The sequence below is a fragment of the Burkholderia sp. MBR-1 genome, assembly GCF_013822785.1.
Lineage (GTDB): Bacteria > Pseudomonadota > Gammaproteobacteria > Burkholderiales > Burkholderiaceae > Burkholderia > Burkholderia vietnamiensis.
Map to the genome: position 1 here is coordinate 253,980 of NZ_CP053610.1, position 16,917 is coordinate 270,896.

Annotated in this window: 20 protein-coding genes; 7 read left to right on the forward strand and 13 right to left on the reverse strand. The window is 69.1% G+C overall.

Going from position 1 to position 16,917, the window contains the following annotated elements:
* Positions 1 to 22: 22 nt before the first annotated feature.
* The 3 genes from MBR110_RS16040 to MBR110_RS16050 form a co-directional block, all read right to left on the reverse strand.
* Positions 23 to 802, reverse strand: a complete 780-nt coding sequence (locus MBR110_RS16040; RefSeq protein ID WP_034195057.1) for a sensor histidine kinase — start codon at positions 800 to 802, stop codon at positions 23 to 25.
* Positions 803 to 869: 67 nt separating this feature from the next.
* A complete protein-coding gene (locus MBR110_RS16045) occupies positions 870 to 1,793 on the reverse strand; it encodes a DMT family transporter (RefSeq protein WP_176153628.1) in 924 nt (307 codons plus the stop codon).
* 41 nt (positions 1,794 to 1,834) lie between these two features.
* Positions 1,835 to 2,692, reverse strand: a complete 858-nt coding sequence (locus MBR110_RS16050) for a LysR family transcriptional regulator (RefSeq protein ID WP_034194981.1) — start codon at positions 2,690 to 2,692, stop codon at positions 1,835 to 1,837.
* A 110-nt stretch (positions 2,693 to 2,802) separates the two neighbouring features.
* Here MBR110_RS16050 and MBR110_RS16055 point away from each other — a divergent pair, with 110 nt between their 5' ends.
* From MBR110_RS16055 to MBR110_RS16070, 4 genes are all read left to right on the forward strand, one after another.
* Positions 2,803 to 3,186, forward strand: coding sequence for a tautomerase family protein (locus MBR110_RS16055; protein ID WP_011881563.1), 384 nt, complete (start codon positions 2,803 to 2,805; stop codon positions 3,184 to 3,186).
* 124 nt (positions 3,187 to 3,310) lie between these two features.
* Complete coding sequence (locus MBR110_RS16060) at positions 3,311 to 4,972, forward strand: CHAD domain-containing protein (RefSeq protein ID WP_175983689.1); 1,662 nt, start codon at positions 3,311 to 3,313, stop codon at positions 4,970 to 4,972.
* A gap of 65 nt (positions 4,973 to 5,037) precedes the next feature.
* Positions 5,038 to 5,889 (forward strand): TOBE domain-containing protein, encoded by an 852-nt coding sequence (locus MBR110_RS16065; protein ID WP_181709414.1) that lies wholly within the window; start codon positions 5,038 to 5,040, stop codon positions 5,887 to 5,889.
* Between the two features lie 16 nt (positions 5,890 to 5,905).
* Positions 5,906 to 6,046, forward strand: a complete 141-nt coding sequence (locus MBR110_RS16070) for a TOBE domain-containing protein (protein ID WP_081054335.1) — start codon at positions 5,906 to 5,908, stop codon at positions 6,044 to 6,046.
* 240 nt (positions 6,047 to 6,286) lie between these two features.
* Here the strand turns inward: MBR110_RS16070 and MBR110_RS16075 are convergent, their stop codons facing one another.
* The 4 genes from MBR110_RS16075 to MBR110_RS16090 form a co-directional block, all read right to left on the reverse strand.
* The gene (locus tag MBR110_RS16075) at positions 6,287 to 6,988 is read right to left on the reverse strand and encodes an ATP-binding cassette domain-containing protein (RefSeq protein WP_034194985.1); all 702 of its coding nucleotides are present in this window, start codon (positions 6,986 to 6,988) and stop codon (positions 6,287 to 6,289) included.
* Between the two features lie 82 nt (positions 6,989 to 7,070).
* Positions 7,071 to 7,748, reverse strand: coding sequence for a molybdate ABC transporter permease subunit (modB, locus tag MBR110_RS16080; RefSeq protein ID WP_041494272.1), 678 nt, complete (start codon positions 7,746 to 7,748; stop codon positions 7,071 to 7,073).
* 10 nt (positions 7,749 to 7,758) lie between these two features.
* The gene (modA, locus tag MBR110_RS16085; protein WP_059740598.1) at positions 7,759 to 8,556 is read right to left on the reverse strand and encodes a molybdate ABC transporter substrate-binding protein; all 798 of its coding nucleotides are present in this window, start codon (positions 8,554 to 8,556) and stop codon (positions 7,759 to 7,761) included.
* 138 nt (positions 8,557 to 8,694) lie between these two features.
* Positions 8,695 to 9,390 (reverse strand): phosphatase PAP2 family protein, encoded by a 696-nt coding sequence (locus tag MBR110_RS16090; RefSeq protein ID WP_014724646.1) that lies wholly within the window; start codon positions 9,388 to 9,390, stop codon positions 8,695 to 8,697.
* A 248-nt stretch (positions 9,391 to 9,638) separates the two neighbouring features.
* Between MBR110_RS16090 and MBR110_RS16095 the strand changes: the two genes are divergently transcribed.
* Together MBR110_RS16095 and MBR110_RS16100 are read left to right on the forward strand one after the other, a co-directional pair.
* Entirely contained in the window at positions 9,639 to 10,748 is a 1,110-nt protein-coding gene (locus MBR110_RS16095) for an extracellular catalytic domain type 1 short-chain-length polyhydroxyalkanoate depolymerase (RefSeq protein ID WP_060082126.1), read from the forward strand.
* Between the two features lie 81 nt (positions 10,749 to 10,829).
* Positions 10,830 to 11,006: a DUF3563 family protein gene (locus MBR110_RS16100; protein WP_011881571.1), complete on the forward strand. Its 177-nt coding sequence runs from the start codon at positions 10,830 to 10,832 to the stop codon at positions 11,004 to 11,006.
* 77 nt (positions 11,007 to 11,083) lie between these two features.
* Here the strand turns inward: MBR110_RS16100 and MBR110_RS16105 are convergent, their stop codons facing one another.
* The 5 genes from MBR110_RS16105 to MBR110_RS16125 form a co-directional block, all read right to left on the reverse strand.
* Positions 11,084 to 11,503 (reverse strand): organic hydroperoxide resistance protein, encoded by a 420-nt coding sequence (locus MBR110_RS16105; RefSeq protein ID WP_014724648.1) that lies wholly within the window; start codon positions 11,501 to 11,503, stop codon positions 11,084 to 11,086.
* Between the two features lie 149 nt (positions 11,504 to 11,652).
* Positions 11,653 to 12,105: a MarR family winged helix-turn-helix transcriptional regulator gene (locus tag MBR110_RS16110; protein WP_059462382.1), complete on the reverse strand. Its 453-nt coding sequence runs from the start codon at positions 12,103 to 12,105 to the stop codon at positions 11,653 to 11,655.
* Between the two features lie 161 nt (positions 12,106 to 12,266).
* A complete protein-coding gene (locus tag MBR110_RS16115) occupies positions 12,267 to 13,076 on the reverse strand; it encodes a BPSS1780 family membrane protein (RefSeq protein ID WP_011881574.1) in 810 nt (269 codons plus the stop codon).
* Positions 13,067 to 14,065: a homoserine kinase gene (locus MBR110_RS16120; protein ID WP_011881575.1), complete on the reverse strand. Its 999-nt coding sequence runs from the start codon at positions 14,063 to 14,065 to the stop codon at positions 13,067 to 13,069. Before MBR110_RS16120 ends, MBR110_RS16115 begins: the two co-directional genes overlap by 10 nt.
* Before the next feature lie 102 nt (positions 14,066 to 14,167).
* Positions 14,168 to 14,572 (reverse strand): hypothetical protein, encoded by a 405-nt coding sequence (locus MBR110_RS16125; protein ID WP_011881576.1) that lies wholly within the window; start codon positions 14,570 to 14,572, stop codon positions 14,168 to 14,170.
* 141 nt (positions 14,573 to 14,713) lie between these two features.
* Here MBR110_RS16125 and MBR110_RS16130 point away from each other — a divergent pair, with 141 nt between their 5' ends.
* Positions 14,714 to 16,240, forward strand: coding sequence for an AMP nucleosidase (locus MBR110_RS16130; protein WP_011881577.1), 1,527 nt, complete (start codon positions 14,714 to 14,716; stop codon positions 16,238 to 16,240).
* A gap of 116 nt (positions 16,241 to 16,356) precedes the next feature.
* Here the strand turns inward: MBR110_RS16130 and MBR110_RS16135 are convergent, their stop codons facing one another.
* Positions 16,357 to 16,635 (reverse strand): hypothetical protein, encoded by a 279-nt coding sequence (locus tag MBR110_RS16135; protein WP_011881578.1) that lies wholly within the window; start codon positions 16,633 to 16,635, stop codon positions 16,357 to 16,359.
* Between the last annotated feature and the right edge of the window lie 282 nt (positions 16,636 to 16,917).

Consider the following 16,917-nt stretch of genomic DNA (forward strand, 5'->3'; position numbering starts at 1 on the left):
AATGTGTCGGGCTGCCGATCGATTACACCGGCGCCTCGCAGGGGATCGACAGCGTCAGGGTGACGGCCGCGCCGTCGGCGAACGGCGTATGCGTGAACGTGCCGCCGTGAGCGAGCGCGACGCGCTGGCACAGCGCGAGCGTCCACGCGACGCGCTTTGCGTCGCGCGTGCGCAGCATCTCTTGGCGCGCGAACGCTTCGAATGCGTGCGGCAGCGCCGGATCGGCGAGCGCGGCGGCATGCACCGTGCACTCGGCGCGCACGACGTACTGGGCGCCGTCGCGCGTGCAGGCGGCCGTCACGCGGCCGCCCGCGGCGCTGGCTTCGACGGCCGTGGTCAGCATCGTCCACAGCGCCTGTGCGAGCCGCGCGCGGTCCGCGCGCAGCGTCGGTTCGCCGTCGGGCAGCGTTGCGTCGATGCTCACCTGCCGGGCGTCGGCGAGCGCGAAGCGCGTCAGCTCGAGCGTGTCGTCGAGCAACGCGCGCAGCGCGAACGAATGCGGCGCGATCGGCAGCGCGCGGGTTTGCGCGCGCGGCGCGTCGAGCACGTCGTCGAGCAGCGCGACCTGCTGTTCGATCCCGGTGCGGATGCCCGCGAGCGCGCGCTGCACGTTCGCATCGGCGCCGGCGAGCTGACGCTCGAGCACGTACGCCCAGCTGTGCATCGCATTCAGCGGGCTGCGCAGATCGTGCGACGCGGTCGAAAGCGCCTGGTCGCGCAGGAACAGCGCGGCCTCGGCGGCGTAGTGCGCTGCGCGTTCGCGCAGCAGGTCGGCGGCGGGTTCGACGGGAAGGGACGTCACGGAGCGGGCCTGTCGGAAGCGGTTGGCATGAACGAGATACGAGCCCACATTATAGGGATCGCTCGCGTCATGCCGGCAGCGCGTCCTCGTCCTTTTTCCGCGCGTCGCCGCTCGGCAGCAGCTGGCACGCGAGCAGGCCGGCCAGCATCAGCGCGCAGCCGAGCAGCGCGCGCAGCGTCAGCGTTTCGCCGAGCGCGGCCCAGCCGGCGATCGCCGCGAACACGCCTTCCATGCTGAAGATCACGGCCGCGTGCGCGGGTGCCGCATCGCGCTGCGCGACGACCTGCAGCGTATAGCCGACGCCGACCGACAGCAGCCCGCCGTACAGCAGCGTCGGCAGCGCGTGCGCGAGCGTCGCCGCGCTGAGCGGCTCGATCGCGAGCCCGACCGCCAGGCACGCCGCGCCGCAGGTGGCGAACTGCAGGAACGCGAGCACGAGCGGATCGTAGCGCTTCGCGAAATGGCCGACGGCCATCACGTGCGCGGCGATGATCACCGCGCCGGCGAGCTGGAACCAGTCGCCGTACAGCACCGCGAAATGCTCGTCGATGCTGAGGAAGTACAGGCCGATCGCCGCCAGCAACGCGCCGAACCAGGTGCCGGTGCCGATCCGGTGGCGGGCGAACACGCCCATCAGCGGCACGATCACGACGTACAGCGAGCTGATGAAGCCCGCATTCGCGATCCGCGTGTACTGCAGGCCGACCTGCTGCAGCGAGATCGATACCGCGAGCAGCGCGCCCAGCGCGACGCCGGGCAGCAATTGCGCGGGCGTGCGGCGTATCGACGCGCACTGCGCGCGCGACGCGGCGTTCAGCGCGAGCAGCGGGACCAGCACCAGCGCGCCGAGCAGGAACCGCAGCCCCGTGAACAGGAACGGGCCGATCACGTCGAGGCTCAAGCGCTGCGCGACGAAGGCGGAGCCCCAGATCGCGGCGGCTGCGAGCATCAACAGGTTGGCACGGACATGCTTGCGGGCTTCGGGTGTCATCGGAATAGGGCGGAGGCGTGCGGCGGGCGAAACCCGCTACTTTACGCCGAGATTGCAAGGCTGTCGGCAAACCTGCGGAGCGCGACGGCGGCGCGCGCGTCGCGCACCCGCGAATACAGCACCACCTGCGAATGCGGCAGCGGCGGCAGCCCGAATTTCGCGCCGACGTCGGCCAGCGTGCGCGGCGCCACGCGCCGCGCGAGCGGGCAGACGGCCAGCCCGGCCGCCGCCGCGGCCGTGACCGCCGCAATGCCGCCGCCCGTGAAGCGCTCGCGCCAAGGCAGCCCCGCATGATCGAGCGCGCGCAGCGCGGCCGCGCGCACGCCGCACGGGCCGGCCAGCACCGCGAGCGGCAGCGGCTCGCCGGCGCGCGGCGCCCAGTCGGGCGCGGCGAGCCACGACAGCGGCTCGGTGAACAGCAGCGTCGCGTCGTCGCGCGGCGGATCCTCCCCCGGTTCATGGCGGACGATCGCCGCGTCGAGCCGCCGTTCGTCGTATTGCGCGAGCAGGCTCGTCGACGTCCCCAGGTGCATTTCCAGCATCAATCCGGGGTCTTGCCGGTGCAGGCTCGTCAGCACGGCCGGCAGGTCGGGCACGGCCACGTGCTCGCTGACGCCCAGCGACAGCCGATGCGTACCCGCCGAAATCGCGCCGAGCGCCCGTTCGTGCGCATCGAGCAGCGTGCGCGCGGCCGGCAGGAAATTCTCGCCGTCGGGCGCGAGCTTCACGACGCGCGGCGTGCGCGCGAGCAGCGGCTTGCCGAGGTGCGCTTCGAGCCGTTTCAGCTTCAGGCTGACGGCCGATTGGGTGGTGCCGAGCGCGTCCGCGGCGCGCGTGAAGCTCGCGAGATCGGCCACCAGCACGAACGCGCGCACCGCATCGAGGTCGAGAACTTTCATTTCGAATGTAAATGGATGAAATATCCGGAGATGACTGTTCATTATAGTTCGCGGCCCCTAACCTGACGTGGCGTTTTCGCTTGTTCAACGTCATCGAAAGGAGCAGGACCATGCCATTCACCCGTATCGCGTTGCGCGAAGGCAAACCGGCCGCATATCGCGCGGCGCTCGTCGACGGCGTGCATCGCGCGCTGATGCACACGTTCAACGTGCCCGAGGACGACATCTTCATGGTCGTAACCGAGCACGCGGCGGAGAACTTCGTGTTCGGCCGCCGCTATCTCGACATCGAGCGCAGCGACGATCTCGTCATGATCCAGATCACCGCCAACAACACGCGCACGCTCGAACAGAAGCAGGCGCTGTATCGGACCATCGTCGCGAACCTCGCGCAGCAGCCCGGCGTGCGCCCGCAGGACGTATTCATCAGCCTGGTCGAAGTGCTGAAGGAGGACTGGTCGTTCGGCGACGGCATCGCGCAATACGTCGTTTGACCTGCGGCATCGCGGCGGGACCGGATCGTCGTCCGCGCCCGTTCGTGCCGTGTACTATGGAAGCTGCTTCACGGACGACGCCGGCGCACGATGCGCCGGCGGTTTTTCATGTGCAGGAGCTTCCATGTCGCGTGTGCTGGAAATCGTGTTGTCCTTGTCGCTGGAAAGCTGGCCGGTGAAGGCCGCAAGCCGCGTCCGCGGCGGATCGCGCGACTTCGGCGCGGAGCTGGTGCGCGCGTGGCGAATCTGCCCGCAAGTGCGGATGCGTCGCGGCCACGAGCGCGTGACGATCGAGCCGTGCCGGATCGACGAGGCCGAGCCGGACGCCGGCGGGCGCTGGTGCACGTGGGTCGAGTCGACGGCGCACGGGCCGCGGGTCGTCGCGTCGCGCACGAGGCCGTTCGCGCCGGGCGTCGTCGAGCGCGAGCTGTTCGACGCGGAGCATGCGGGGATTGCCGTCGCCGCGCAGTGCGCCGACGCGCGGCCGGCAGATGCGGAAGCGGATGCGGATGCGGAGCATGACGCCCAGCCGGACGCCGCAGACGACGGCGCGACGGCCGCCGCCGTCGACGAAGCGGCGCGCGCCGCCGCGTCCGGGGCCGGCCCGCTGCGGCTCGTCAGCGAACGCCGTCGCGGGCGCTGGGCCGACGACAGCGGCGTGGTGGTCGAGATGACGCTCGACGACGTGACGCTGCACGGCGCCGACGACGGCGGCGCGCCGCCGCGCCGCCACGTCGAGTTGCGCCTCGCGGCGCCCGACTGGGAAACGCCTGCCGCGCGCACCGCGGCGCTGCATGCGCTGTTCGCGGCGGCGCGCGAACTGAGCGGCGCGTGGCCCGCCTTCGTGCAACTGGCGAGCGTGATCGACCGCACCTGCGCCGGCGAGCCGGCGATCGCCGGGCCGGTCAAGGCGCAATCGGTCGACCTGACCGGCCTGCGTACGCAGCGCGCCGCGCTGTTCGCGTTGTGCGGCGACATCGCCGCGCAATGGCTCGGCAACGAGAGCGGCGTGCTCGAACGCGACGATCCCGAATTCGTCCATCAAATGCGCGTTGCACTGCGGCGTCTGCGTACGCTCGCGCGGCTGTTTCCGCGCTTCGCGGACGAGCGCTGGAAGGACGCCTTCGGCGCGGACCTGCGCTGGCTTGCCGCGCTGCTCGGCACGGTGCGCGACTGGGACGTGTTTTCGACCGAAACGCTGCCTGCGCTGGCCGCGGCCGATGGCGGCGGCGCCGACTGGGACGGCACGCTCGACGCGTCGCGCGCGCACGCGCGCAGCGCGCGTGCCGAGCTGCGTCAGGCGCTGCATTCGGCGCGCTATGCGCGGCTGACGCTCGGCTGGCTCGAATGGCTCGGCACGCTCGCGCTGCCGCCGGACGCCGACGACGATGCGCCGTCGCTGCGGCGTCACGCGACCAAGCGCGTGCGGCGGCTGTTCGGTCACCTCTACGCGGTGCCGTCGCTCGGCTCGCTCGATACGGCTGCGCGGCATCGCGTGCGGATCGACGCGAAGCGGCTGCGCTATGCGCTCGAATTCTTCGCGTCGCTCGCGTCGCGCCGCACGCGCAACGAAACGGTGAAGACGCTCGCGCGCGTGCAGAGCGTGCTGGGCGACGCGAACGACATGATCGGCGCGCTGCGTCATCTCGAGCAGCTGGGCGCGCCCGCCTACCAGCTGGGCTTCGTGCGCGGTTACGGCGCCGCGCTCGAACGGCGCGCGGCGGCCGACGCCGAGACGCTGCTCGCCAGCCTGCGCGCGCCGAAGCTCGACGGCCGGGCGCGCTGAGCGGCGCGCGCCCGCGTCCCTATTCGCGTTCCTATAATGGCCGCCCGTATTCTTCCGACAGACCGATGACCGACGCGTCGCCTCCTTCTTCCTCCGCCGAACCGCTCGCACTGGGCGGCGAACTTTGGCTGCGCGCCGGGCCGCAGACGCTCGGCGGCGCGAACCGCATCGCGCTGCTCGCGGCGATCGGCGAAACCGGCTCGATCACGCGCGCGGCGAAGGCCGTGGGGCTCAGCTACAAGGCAGCCTGGGATGCGATCGACACGATGAACAACCTGGCCGGCGAGCCGCTCGTCACGCGTTCGACGGGCGGCAAGGGCGGCGGCGGCACGACGCTCACGCCGCGTGCCGCATCGCTGATCGCCGCGTTCCGCACCATCGAGCGCGAGCATCGGCGCTTCATCGAGGCCGCCAGCGCGGCGGTGTCCGGTTTCGACGTCGACTGGGCGCTGATCGGGCGGATCGGGATGAAGACGAGCGCGCGCAATCAGCTGTTCGGCAAGGTCGCGACGATCGTGCGCGGCACGGTGAACGACGAGGTGACGCTCGCGCTGCCGGGCGGCCAGACGATCGTGGCCGTGCTCACGCACGAAAGCGCCGATGCGCTCGCGTTGCGGCCGGGCGCCGATGCCTGTGCGCTCGTGAAGGCGTCGTGGGTCGTGCTGGCCGTCGACGACGACGCAGATCGCGAGGCCGGCGCCATCTCGAAGATATCGGCGCGCAACCAGCTGCACGGGACGGTCGATGCCATCGCGGCGGGCCCGGTCAACAGCGAGGTGACGCTTGCGCTCGACGGCGGCGGCACGCTCACCGCCGTGATCACGAACGAGAGTGTCGGCGCGTTGCAGCTCGAGGCCGGGCGGCGCGCGATCGCGCTGTTCAAGGCGTCGAGCGTGATTCTGGCGGTGACGGGCTGAGCGGGATGGCGGCGAGGTGACGCTTGCGCTCGACGGCGGCGGCATGCTCGCCGCCGTGATCACGAACGACAGTGCCGGCGCGTTGCGGCTCGAGGCCGGACGGCGCGCGATCGCGCTGTTTAAGGCATCGAGCGTAATTCTGGCGGTGACGGGCTGAGCGTGATGGCGGCGGCACGCTCACTGCCATGATTACGAGCGACGGTGTCGGCGCGTCGCGCCTCAACGCCGGGCGGCGCGCGATCGCCGGCGGCGTTACAGACGGATCGTGCGATAGCAGCCGCGCCGCTCACCAGCACATGCGCGCTGCGCTCGCGCGTTCGTAGCATTCCGCCTCATGCCGCCGCTGCGACTCCGGTCGCGCGCACACCGCGCCTCGCGCGCTCGTGCGTCGGCATGCTCACGTCACGCGCGATGGCCACGCCGCGGGCGGCGTCGCGGCCTGCACGCGCCCGTCGCTGAGTTGCACGACCTGATCGCCGAAGGCGGCGACGTCGTCGGGATCGTGCGAAATCAGCACCATCGGGATATCGAGCCGCGCCTGTAGCTCGGCCAGCTCGTGACGCATGCGCTGACGCATCGTGCGGTCGAGCGCGGCGAACGGCTCGTCGAGCAGCAGGATGCGCGGCTGCGAGACCAGCGCGCGCGCGAGCGCGACGCGCTGTTTCTGCCCGCCCGACAGCTGCGCCGGAAACTGCCCGGCTAGCGCGTCGAGCTCGAACGCGTGCAGCCAGTACGCGACTTCCGGCGGCACCGCGTTCGCGCGCGGGTTGCGCAGCCCGCCGGTGAGCCCGAACGCGATGTTCTGACGCACGTTCAGATGCGGGAACAGCGCGTAGTCCTGGAACAGATAGGCGACGCGGCGCGCGCGGGTCGGCACGTCGATGCCGCGCGCGGCGTCGAACAGCGCTTCGCCGTTCAGCGTGATCGTGCCTTCGTCGGGCGCGAGCAAGCCGGCGATCGCCTGCAGCGTCATGCTCTTGCCGGCGCCCGAAGGCCCGAACAGCACGACGCGCTGCGTATCGGCCGTGAACGACACGTCGAGCGTGAAGCGGCGCTCCGTGTTCGCGTAGGTCTTGCGGATAGCCACGGCGAGGCTCATGCAAGCCTCCGTCGCGCACGCGTAGCCGTTCGAGCGCCCGTCGCGCGCGGCGCCGTACTGCGATGCGGATGCGGCGTGCGTGTCATGTCGGTTCGCTCCGGGCCGCGCGCGCGGGCACGAGCCAGCCGGCTGCGAGCAGTACGAGCACGCAGGTGATCGACGTCACGATCACCAGGAAGTTGGCCGTGCCGTCGTCGCCGGCCTGCACCGCCGCATAGATCGCGACCGACAGCGTCTGCGTGCGGCCGGGCAGGTTGCCGGCGATCATCAGCGTCGCGCCGAATTCGCCCAGTGCGCGCGCGAACGCGAGCAGTGCGCCGGCCAGAATGCCGCGCGCGGCGAGCGGCAGCGTCACGCGGAAGAACACCGCGGCTTCGCCGAGCCCGAGCGTGCGCGCCGCGCGTTCGAGATGTGGATCGACACCCTCGAACGCGGCGCGCGCCGATTTCAGAATGAGCGGAAAGGCCACGACCATCGACGCGATCACCGCGCCCTGCCACGTGAACACCAGCTCGATGCCGAGCCGGTCGAGCCAGGCGCCGAGCCAGCCGCGCCGGCCGAGCAGCACGAGCAGGTAATAGCCGAGCACCGTCGGCGGCAGCACCAGCGGCAGCGTCAGCAGCGAATCGAGCAGATCCCGCAGCGGCGAGCGCCAGCGGGCGAGCATGAAGGCAGCCGCGACGCCGAGCACGATGTCGAGCGCCGTCGCCCAACCGGCCACTTTCAGCGACAACAGCAGCGGCACCCACGCGTCCTGCATCATGCGGCGCTCACTTGCCCGCGGGCTTGAAGCCGAACGTCGACAGCACGGCCTGCCCCTGCGGCGACACGACGAAATCGATGAACGACTGCGCCTGCGCGGCATGGCGGCTGTCCTTGACGACCGCGATCGGATAGGTGATGGGCGTCTGCGTCGGCACGGTCAGCGCGACCTTCACGCGACCGGGCATGATCGCCGCGTCGGTGCCGAACACGAAGCCGGCATCGACTTCGCCGCGCGCGACGTAGTCGAGACTCTGGCGCACGTTGGCGGCCAGTACGCCCTTCGCGCTGACGGCGTCCCATACGCCCGCCGCACGCAGCGCGCCTTCGGTGTAGCGGCCGACCGGCACCGACGCCGGGTCGCCGTACGCGATGCGCTTCACGCCGGGCCCACTCAGATCTTTGAGCGTGGTCGGTGCCGGCGTGCGGCTGTCGGCCGGCACGATCAGCACGAGCGAGTTCGCGGCGAAATCGCGGCGCGTGCCGGGCACGATGACCTTTTCGCCGACCGCGCGATCCATCGCCTTCTGATCGGCCGACGCGAACACGTCGGCCGGCGCGCCCTTGGCGATCTGCTGCATCAGCACGTCCGACGCGCCGAAGTTGAGCAGCACTCTGGTTTCGGGGTGCTGCTTCTGGTAGGCGTCGCCGACCGCCTTGAACGCGTTCGTCAGGCTGGCCGCGGCCGACACGACGAGCTCGTCGGCGGCGCGGGCCGGCGCGCTGAACGCGATGGCGACGCCGAGCGCGGCGCACGGCAGCAGGCGGAGCAGGGTACGGCGAAGCGGGCGGGCGGTCGGGCGCATGGTCGGGTCGTCTGAACGGTCGAAAACCGTAATCGTAATATAGCGCCGGTTATAACGCTCGGCATACTGCAGATGCGGCGCTGCGCATGACGGGACGGAACGTGGAAAAAGGCGCTGGAACGACGGCTGCGTGCGGACTCAGGCGTGCAGCGGCGCCGACGCGGCGGTGCGATGCAGCGTGGACGGCTGCGACGCCGGCCGATAGTTCGGATTGGCCTTCCAGCGTGCGCGCACGAACGGCCGCTCGTGCCCCGACAGCTCGAGCGCGACGCGCGTGACCCAGCGGTGCGACGGCACCGTGATGCCGTGCAGCGCAACGGTCACGAGCGCGAGGCTGGCGACCACGGCCGGCACCGACCAGCGATGCGGCACGGCGTGCCACGAGCCCGCGATGAACGCCAGCGCGGCGAGCGCGCCGACGATGCAGCCCGTGATGGCTTCGGACGGCGAATGCGCGGCGAGCGCGACGCGCGACACGCCGACCGCAATGCCCGCGGCGAGGCCGAGCGCGACGCCGGCGATCCGCACGGCGGTGCGCATGCGGATCAGCGCGAGGAACATTGCGACCGGATAGACCGACGTCGACAGCATTGCATGGCCGCTGAACCCGGTGAAATCCCACGCGCGGATGCCGATACCCCAGCCGAGGAATGCGATCTTGGTCAGCGCGACGACGCCGATCGCGCCCGCGAGCACGCCGAGCCACGCGGCCGAGCGCTGCCACGAGTAGCCGAGCGCGAGCCATACGGCGATCGTGATCGCGAGCGGCAACGTCAGGCCGGCGCCACCGAACGCGGTGATCGTGATCCACAAGTGAGCGGGCAGGTCGAACATCGGGAAGGGAACGAGCTGAGGCGGGACGAATGCTTGAATCAACGCGCGAGCCGGGCAGAACGACTACAACGGATACGTGCGGCCAAACCCCAGTATAGCGCCGCGCCTGATCGAGGCCCGTTTTTCGCCGGTCGATGGAACTACCGCGGCGCAGGAAAAATCTCATGAACAGTGTTATGGTGCATTGCACAAACTTAAACGATGCGCTCCTGCGTCGTGCCCTTTTTTACTGAATGCGAGCTCGATCGATGACCAAAAGTCTGACGAAGGTATGGCTGGGCGGCATGAAACGCATGCTGTCTCCGGCTGCCCAGCGCGCTGCGCGCGATGCGCAGCGGATCGCACGTGAAACGCTGGAGGCCGCTGCGGCGCCCATCGCGGCCGAGCTGTCGCCGGTGCGCGAGTCGCGCGTGCGTCCGCGCGCTGCGGCATGGGCAACCGGCGAATGGACGCGCGGCGAGCATCCGATGGCGCCCGCGCTGGGCCGGTTGGTTCAGAACCTTGCGTACGCGCTGTACGTGCCGCAGGGCCGCCGACGCGGTCCGATGCCGCTCGTCGTGATGCTGCACGGTTGCCAGCAATCGGCCGACGAGTTCGCGCAAGGCACGCGGATGAATCTGCTGGCCGATCAGCACGGGTTCGCCGTGCTGTATCCGCAGCAGTCGATGCGCGCCCATGCGCACGGTTGCTGGCACTGGTATGAAGATACCGACCGGGCGGGCCGCGGCGAAGCCGATGCCGTCGCGTCGCTGGTCGACGCCGTCGTCGACGAGCACGGCTTCGACGCCTCGCGCGTGTACGTGGCCGGCCTGTCGGCCGGTGCCGGCCTCGCGACGTTGCTGGCGCTGCACCATCCGGAGCGCTTCGCGGCGGTCGCGCTGCACTCCGGGCCGGCGCTCGGCGAAGCCAATTCCGGGATCAGCGCAATGGACGTGATGCGCCGCGGCCTGCGGCAGAACCCGGCCGCGGCGGTCGATGCGCTCGTCGATGCCGGCGCGTATCCGGGCATGCCGGCGCTGATCGTTCAGGGCGATGGAGATCACGTCGTCGCGCCGAAGAATGCCGATCAGCTGGCCGTCCAGTTCATGCGTCTGAACGGGCTGGCGGACAGCCGCGGCGCGCTGCGCGGCGGCGAGCGCGTGGAAACGCGGTCGGCCGGCGCGCAAATCACCGAGGTGCGACGGGAAGGCGTGCCGGTCGTGCGCCTGTGTCACGTGAAAGGGCTCGATCATGCATGGGCCGGCGGCGACGAAGCCGTGCCGTTTCACGCGGCCGTCGGTCCCGACGCGAGTGCGATGATCTGGTCGTTTTTCGAAAGCAATCGCCGCACTGTGGCGACGGAACGACGGGTGGTGTGATCGATGCTGGCAAGGAACTAGGGTTTTCCCTATAATACGGGAAAACCCTAGTCAAAGACCTTTCCGATAGCGAGATCGAACATGTACCTGCTGAGCCACCTCTTCCTGATGCTGACCAAGAACGCCGACCGGGCCGCGAAAGAGCGCGCCGACGCATACTTGGCCGAAGCGACCGACATTTACGACCTCGAATTCCGTATGCGCAAGATCGATCGCGAAGCGGCGATGAACCGTCCGTTCTCGATCGGCGCCCGCTAAGCGGCGCGACGCGTGCCGGCGTCGCCGCCGGCACGGAGAACCACACGCCCTTTTTGCATCCGCTGCGGCGCGCTGTGTCAGATGACCGTGAGACGCACCGGCACGTTGTTGCGGGTTGCGTTCGAGTACGGGCACACGTGGTGCGCCTTGTCGACGAGCGCTTGCGCGTCGGCCTTGTCGAGGCCCGGCAGCGACACGCGCAGTTCGATGTCGAGGCCGAAGCCGCCCGCGTCGTTCGGGCCGATGCCCACTTCGGCGGTCACTTGCGTGTCGGCCGGCAGCGTCTGCTTGTTCTGGCCGGCGACGAACTTCATCGCGCTCAGGAAACATGCGGAGTAGCCTGCCGCGAACAGCTGTTCCGGGTTCGTGCCTTCCGCGCCCGTGCCGCCCAGCTCGCGCGGTGCGGCCAGCTTCACGTCCAGCTTGTTGTCGGCCGAAACGGCGCGGCCGTCGCGGCCGCCGGTACTCGTGGCGCTCGTCTTGTATAGAACGTTCATCGTGCAACTCCTGTCGGTAGAGGTGAGGAGAGCGGACCGGCGACATGCTGCCGCCGGCCACCCGAGTAATATAGAACACAAATGATTAGTGTGCAAATTAATTTCGGCGGCCCGATCGGGCTGAGCACGAACATCATGCGGTCGCTTCGTCAGTCGCCGTTGGCGGCTGCCAGTGCATCGTACAGTTGCTGCAGATCCGCGCGCAGCCTCATGAGGAATTCGGGCGTCTGCTGCATTGCGCAAAAAAGATCGGCGGGGACCGAGCGCGCCTGGTCCTTCAGCGCGCGGCCTTCCGGCGTCACCCGCACGTTCACGACGCGCTCGTCGGTGGTGCTGCGCGAACGTTCGACGTAGCCGAGCGCCTCCAGCCGCTTCAGCAGCGGCGTGACGGTGGCCGGGTCGAGGTCGAGTCGCGCCGCGATGTCCTTCACCGCGATGTCGTCGCGCTCCCACAGCACCAGCATCGCCAGATATTGGGGATAGGTCAGCGACAGCTTGTCGAGCAATGGCTTGTACGCCTTCGTCATCGCATGCGAAGTCGAATAGAGCGCGAAGCAGAGTTGCTCGTCGAGGGTCTGAGGCAGGGAAGGCGTGCGGTCCATGATCCGATGGGGCGCGAAACGGCGCTGACGATTTGCACGCAAATTATTTTGCGCGCAAACGGCTTGCTTGAACAGCGCGCGGGTAGCGGGGCTGGATGAGGCGGTCGGGCGACCGCCAAGGACGGGATAGGGCCGGCCGAGCAAGCCGGCCGACCGCCGTTTCAGCGACCCGACATCGGCGTCGCCGTGCCCGGCTCCTGCACGCCGAAGCAGCCGCGATAGGTCGCGTAGAACGAGCAGTACATCATCGTGACGATCACGATCGTCACCGGCATCATGATCGTCAGTACGTAGGCGCCCGCGCCGAGCGCCTGCAAGAGCAGCGACAGGCCGAACGACGTGCCGAGCGCGATGCCGAACCACAGCAGCCCGTACACGAGGAACGCGCCGCGATTGCGCCAGCAGCTGACGATGCTGAAGAACAGCGCCTTCGCCGGCGGGATGTCGTGCCACGCGGTGAGCACCGGCGCGAACCAGAACAGCATCGCGACCGGCGTGTAGAGCAGCGTGGCGAGGAGCAGCGCACCGAGCGTGCGCTGCGCGGCGAGCGACTCCGGCGTCGGATTCGTGTCGCCGGTCGTGCCGAGCATCATGTGGAGCAGGCCGCCGCCGTCGACCAGCGACGACGCGGCGAACACCAGCACCATCAGCGCGACGTAGACGACGCCGAGCACCAGCAGCCGCTGCGTCGCGGTCTTGCCGTACGACCGGAAGCCGTCGACGAGGATCGTCGGCATCACCGGCTTGCCGGCCACGGTGTCGCGGCACGCGGCCATGAAGCCGACCGCGATGCCGGGGATGAACACCAGCGGCAGCGCCGCGCCGACCACCGGCACCATCGACACCAGCGTGATCGCCAGCAGGTACGTGAAGAACAGCGTGATGAACGCGAGCGGGTTCCGGCGGAACAGCCAGATGCCTTGACGGAACCAGACATAGCCCGCTTTCGCGGGTACTTCGATCAGTTGCATGCGGTGTGGGTCTCGGGAAGCGCGGGCGTGTGGGCGATCCGCTCACGGAGAATGCGTTCGAAATGACCGGGATCGTGCGGCTTCAGCATTTCGGCCGCGCGCGGCAGGTAGAAGTCGTACAGGCGGGACACCCAGAACCGGTACGCGCCGGCGCGCAGCATGTCGCTCCAGTGGCGGCGCTCCTCGGCGGTGAACGGCCGCACGGTCTGGTATGCGCGCAGCAGCGCGTCGGCGCGCGCGGTGTCGAGCACGCCGGTCGCGAGGTCGACGCACCAGTCGTTGACGGTCACCGCGACGTCGAACAGCCATTTGTCGCAGCCGGCGAAATAGAAGTCGAAGAAGCCGCCGAGCCGTACGTCGTGGCCGGTGCCGGGCGCCGCGTGCGCGAATAGCACGTTGTCGCGGAACAGATCGCAGTGGCACGGGCCGCTCGGCAGCGCCGCGTAGTCGTCCGACGCGAAGAACGCGGCCTGGTGCGCGAGTTCGCTTTCGAGCAGCGCGCGCTGCGCGTCGGAAATGAACGGCACGATCGCCGGCACGTTTTCCTGCCACCACGGCAGGCTGCGCAGGTTCGGCTGCTGGCGCGCGTAGTCGCGCCCCGCCAGGTGCATGCGCGCCAGCATCTGGCCGACTTCGATGCAGTGTTCGACGCCGGGCGCGAGCTCCGCGGCGCCGTCGAGCTTGGTCACGATCGCGGCCGGCTTGCCGTGCAGCAGGCCGAACAGGGCGCCGTCGTCGCGCGGCACCGGGTCCGGCACCGGCACGCGATGGCTTGCCAGGTGGCGCATCAGGTCCAGATAGAACGGCAGCTGTTCGGCCGTCAGCTTCTCGAAGATCGTCAGCACGTATTCGCCGCGCGTCGTCGTCAGGAAGAAGTTGCTGTTTTCGATGCCGGACGGAATGCCGCGGAACGCCAGCACGTCGCCCAGTTCGTAGTGGCGCATCCATTGCGCGAGATCGGAGTCGGAAACAGCGGTGAAAACGGCCATGCGAGATGCGTCTGGTCAGTTGTCGACGCGCGCGGCGTGCGGCGCGACGGGAATGGAGGGAGCGCGGCGCGCCGCGCCGAAACCGGCGCGGCGTCGCGCAAATCAATAGTGCAGGTTCACCGACGGCAGGCGCGTGATCGGCACGCCGGCGTCGTGCGGCTTCGGCGACGTGTCGATCGACGAGCTCATCTGATAGCGCGTGCCGAAATTCGACTTCACGTCGATCTCGACCGGCTTGCCGCGATCGCGATACTCGGTGACTTCGGTGCCGTTCTTGCTTTTTTCGTGAAAGCTCGGCGTGCGGCGGATGTCGGCGAAGTCGACCTTGGACGTGACTTCGGCGCCCGGCCGGTTGATCTTGCGGAGATCGGGCAGGCCGGCGGCTTCGTTGGCCTCGGCGCGCGCCTGCGCGTCGGCGTCCGACGTGCTGCCGGCCGCGTACGCGGCTCCGGCGGCGGCAAACGTGCCAGCAAGCGCGGCGGCGACGACGAGAATGAGCGGCTTCATGATGAGTCTCCAGTGAACCCGCCGATTTTAGCAAATTACTGCGTGCAGCCCGCCCGTCGCGTGCGACCGCCGTGGCTGCGCGGAGCCATGAGCGTGACCGGGTTCCGTGGTAATGTGGTCCGATCAGATGAGGTGACGAAAATGAAGAACGATTTGAGCCGCCGGCACCGCGTGCTGACGCCCGAAAGCCCACCCGTCGAAGCCTTCGACGATTCCATCGCCGCCGTCGCGCGACTGTCGGCCATCTACGACACCAATACTGGCTTCCTGCGCGATGCGTTCGCGCGCTACCGGCGCCACGAACCGATCACCGAGCACGTGCGCGCGTGCTATCCGTTCGTGCGGATTCGCACCGACGTCAACACGCACGTCGATTCGCGCCGCTCGTACGGCTTCGTCGCCGGCCCCGGCGTGTTCGAGACGACCGTCACGCGCCCCGACCTGTTCGCGAACTACTATCGCGAGCAACTTCGCCTGTTGTCGAAAAACCATCACGTGAAGATCGAGATCGGCGTTTCGTCGCAGCCGATTCCCGTGCACTTCGCGTTTCCCGAGGGCATCCACCTCGAAGGCGAGCTCGACCGCGACCGCCTGCTCGCGATGCGCGACATCTTCGACACGCCCGATCTGTCGTATCTCGACGATCGCATCGTCAACGGCACGTTCGAGCCGGCGCCCGGCGAGCCGCATCCGCTCGCGTTGTTCACCGCGGCGCGCGTCGACTTCTCGCTGCACCGGCTGCGTCATTACACGGCCACGTCGCCGACGCACTTCCAGAATTACGTGCTGTATACGAACTACCAGTTCTACATCGACGAGTTCGTGAAGCTCGGCCGCACGCTGATGACGGAAAGCAGCGATCCCGACGTGCGTGCGTACCGCAGTCAATACAGTTCGTTCGTGGAGCCGGGCGATGTGGTCACGTACAACGCGAACCTCGGCAGCGAGCCGGTCGAGGGCGCCGCGCCGCCGCGGCTGCCGCAGATGCCCGCGTACCACCTGAAGCGCGCGGACGGCAGCGGCATCACGATGGTCAACATCGGCGTCGGCCCGTCGAACGCGAAGACGATCACCGATCACATCGCGGTGCTGCGTCCGCACGCGTGGGTGATGCTCGGTCATTGCGCGGGCCTGCGCAACACGCAGCGCCTCGGCGACTACGTGCTCGCGCACGGCTACGTGCGCGAGGACCACGTGCTCGACGCCGACCTGCCGCTGTGGGTGCCGATCCCCGCGCTCGCCGAAGTGCAACTCGCGCTGGAGCGCGCGGTGGCCGAGGTCACGCAGCTCGACGGCACCGAGCTCAAGCGCGTGATGCGCACGGGTACGGTCGCGAGCGTCGACAACCGCAACTGGGAATTGCGCGATCATCGCGAGCCCGTGCAGCGGCTGTCGCAGAGCCGCGCGATCGCGCTCGACATGGAAAGCGCGACGATCGCCGCGAACGGGTTCCGGTTCCGCGTGCCGTACGGCACGTTGCTGTGCGTGTCGGACAAGCCGTTGCACGGCGAGCTGAAGCTGCCGGGCATGGCCGATACGTTCTATCGCGGTCAGGTCGATCAGCATCTGCAGATCGGCGTGAAGGCGATGGAAATCCTCCGCACCAACGGACTCGACAAGCTGCACAGTCGCAAGCTGCGGAGCTTTGCCGAGGTGGCGTTCCAGTAACCTCACGTCGCAGCGCAGTTGCGCGTGCAACGACGAAGGCCGCATGCGAACCGTGGTTCGCATGCGGCCTTCTTGTTGGTGCGTTACACGGCGCGATCAGCGCGCCGCGCGGATGCTCAGCACTCGCCCTTCTTCGCGTGTCCCGGCGGGCAGTGATAGCCGCCGCGCGGTTCGTGCCGGTAGCCGCGTTCGTGGTCTTCCCATTCACGGCGCTCCCAGTAGCGACGGCCGTCCCAATAGCGGTCGCCGTGCCAGCCGACGATCACCGCAGGCGCGGGGGCGACGATCACCGGCGCCGCGGTGCCGATGTTCACGTCGACGTTGACGGCGTGGGCGAGGCCGGACACCGTGAGACCGAGGCCGGCGAGAGAAAGGGCGAGCAGCGTGGGTTTCATGTTGTTTTCCGTGATGTCGTGATCAGATGCCGGTGCGACGCGATGGACGCGAGGGGGAATCGTTTCCACCGGGGGGACGCCGCGCCGACGAGATGCAGTGTGCTGGCGCGCGACGAAAAATGCGAGCCGCGTTTGTAACGGCTGATTGGCGCCGGGCGCGGCCGTGTCGGCCACCACGTTCGGCGCGATTTGACAATGAGGGTTCACGGCCAAGCAACGTCGTGCGACGTTGCGCGCGAATTTGACATTCGACCGCACGCGGCCGCGCGGCGCCGATTAATG

Excerpts from the sequence above, each read along its gene's own strand:
- MBR110_RS16045 (WP_176153628.1), bottom strand. The coding sequence starts at position 1,793 with ATGACACCCGAAGCCCGCAAGCATGTCCGTGCCAACCTGTTGATGCTC.
- MBR110_RS16050 (WP_034194981.1), bottom strand. The coding sequence starts at position 2,692 with ATGAAAGTTCTCGACCTCGATGCGGTGCGCGCGTTCGTGCTGGTGGCC.
- MBR110_RS16055 (WP_011881563.1), top strand. The coding sequence starts at position 2,803 with ATGCCATTCACCCGTATCGCGTTGCGCGAAGGCAAACCGGCCGCATAT.
- MBR110_RS16060 (WP_175983689.1), top strand. The coding sequence starts at position 3,311 with ATGTCGCGTGTGCTGGAAATCGTGTTGTCCTTGTCGCTGGAAAGCTGG.
- MBR110_RS16065 (WP_181709414.1), top strand. The coding sequence starts at position 5,038 with ATGACCGACGCGTCGCCTCCTTCTTCCTCCGCCGAACCGCTCGCACTG.
- MBR110_RS16075 (WP_034194985.1), bottom strand. The coding sequence starts at position 6,988 with ATGAGCCTCGCCGTGGCTATCCGCAAGACCTACGCGAACACGGAGCGC.
- modB (WP_041494272.1), bottom strand. The coding sequence starts at position 7,748 with ATGCAGGACGCGTGGGTGCCGCTGCTGTTGTCGCTGAAAGTGGCCGGT.
- modA (WP_059740598.1), bottom strand. The coding sequence starts at position 8,556 with ATGCGCCCGACCGCCCGCCCGCTTCGCCGTACCCTGCTCCGCCTGCTG.
- MBR110_RS16090 (WP_014724646.1), bottom strand. The coding sequence starts at position 9,390 with ATGTTCGACCTGCCCGCTCACTTGTGGATCACGATCACCGCGTTCGGT.
- MBR110_RS16095 (WP_060082126.1), top strand. The coding sequence starts at position 9,639 with ATGACCAAAAGTCTGACGAAGGTATGGCTGGGCGGCATGAAACGCATG.
- MBR110_RS16100 (WP_011881571.1), top strand. The coding sequence starts at position 10,830 with ATGTACCTGCTGAGCCACCTCTTCCTGATGCTGACCAAGAACGCCGAC.
- MBR110_RS16105 (WP_014724648.1), bottom strand. The coding sequence starts at position 11,503 with ATGAACGTTCTATACAAGACGAGCGCCACGAGTACCGGCGGCCGCGAC.
- MBR110_RS16110 (WP_059462382.1), bottom strand. The coding sequence starts at position 12,105 with ATGGACCGCACGCCTTCCCTGCCTCAGACCCTCGACGAGCAACTCTGC.
- MBR110_RS16115 (WP_011881574.1), bottom strand. The coding sequence starts at position 13,076 with ATGCAACTGATCGAAGTACCCGCGAAAGCGGGCTATGTCTGGTTCCGT.
- MBR110_RS16120 (WP_011881575.1), bottom strand. The coding sequence starts at position 14,065 with ATGGCCGTTTTCACCGCTGTTTCCGACTCCGATCTCGCGCAATGGATG.
- MBR110_RS16125 (WP_011881576.1), bottom strand. The coding sequence starts at position 14,572 with ATGAAGCCGCTCATTCTCGTCGTCGCCGCCGCGCTTGCTGGCACGTTT.
- MBR110_RS16130 (WP_011881577.1), top strand. The coding sequence starts at position 14,714 with ATGAAGAACGATTTGAGCCGCCGGCACCGCGTGCTGACGCCCGAAAGC.
- MBR110_RS16135 (WP_011881578.1), bottom strand. The coding sequence starts at position 16,635 with ATGAAACCCACGCTGCTCGCCCTTTCTCTCGCCGGCCTCGGTCTCACG.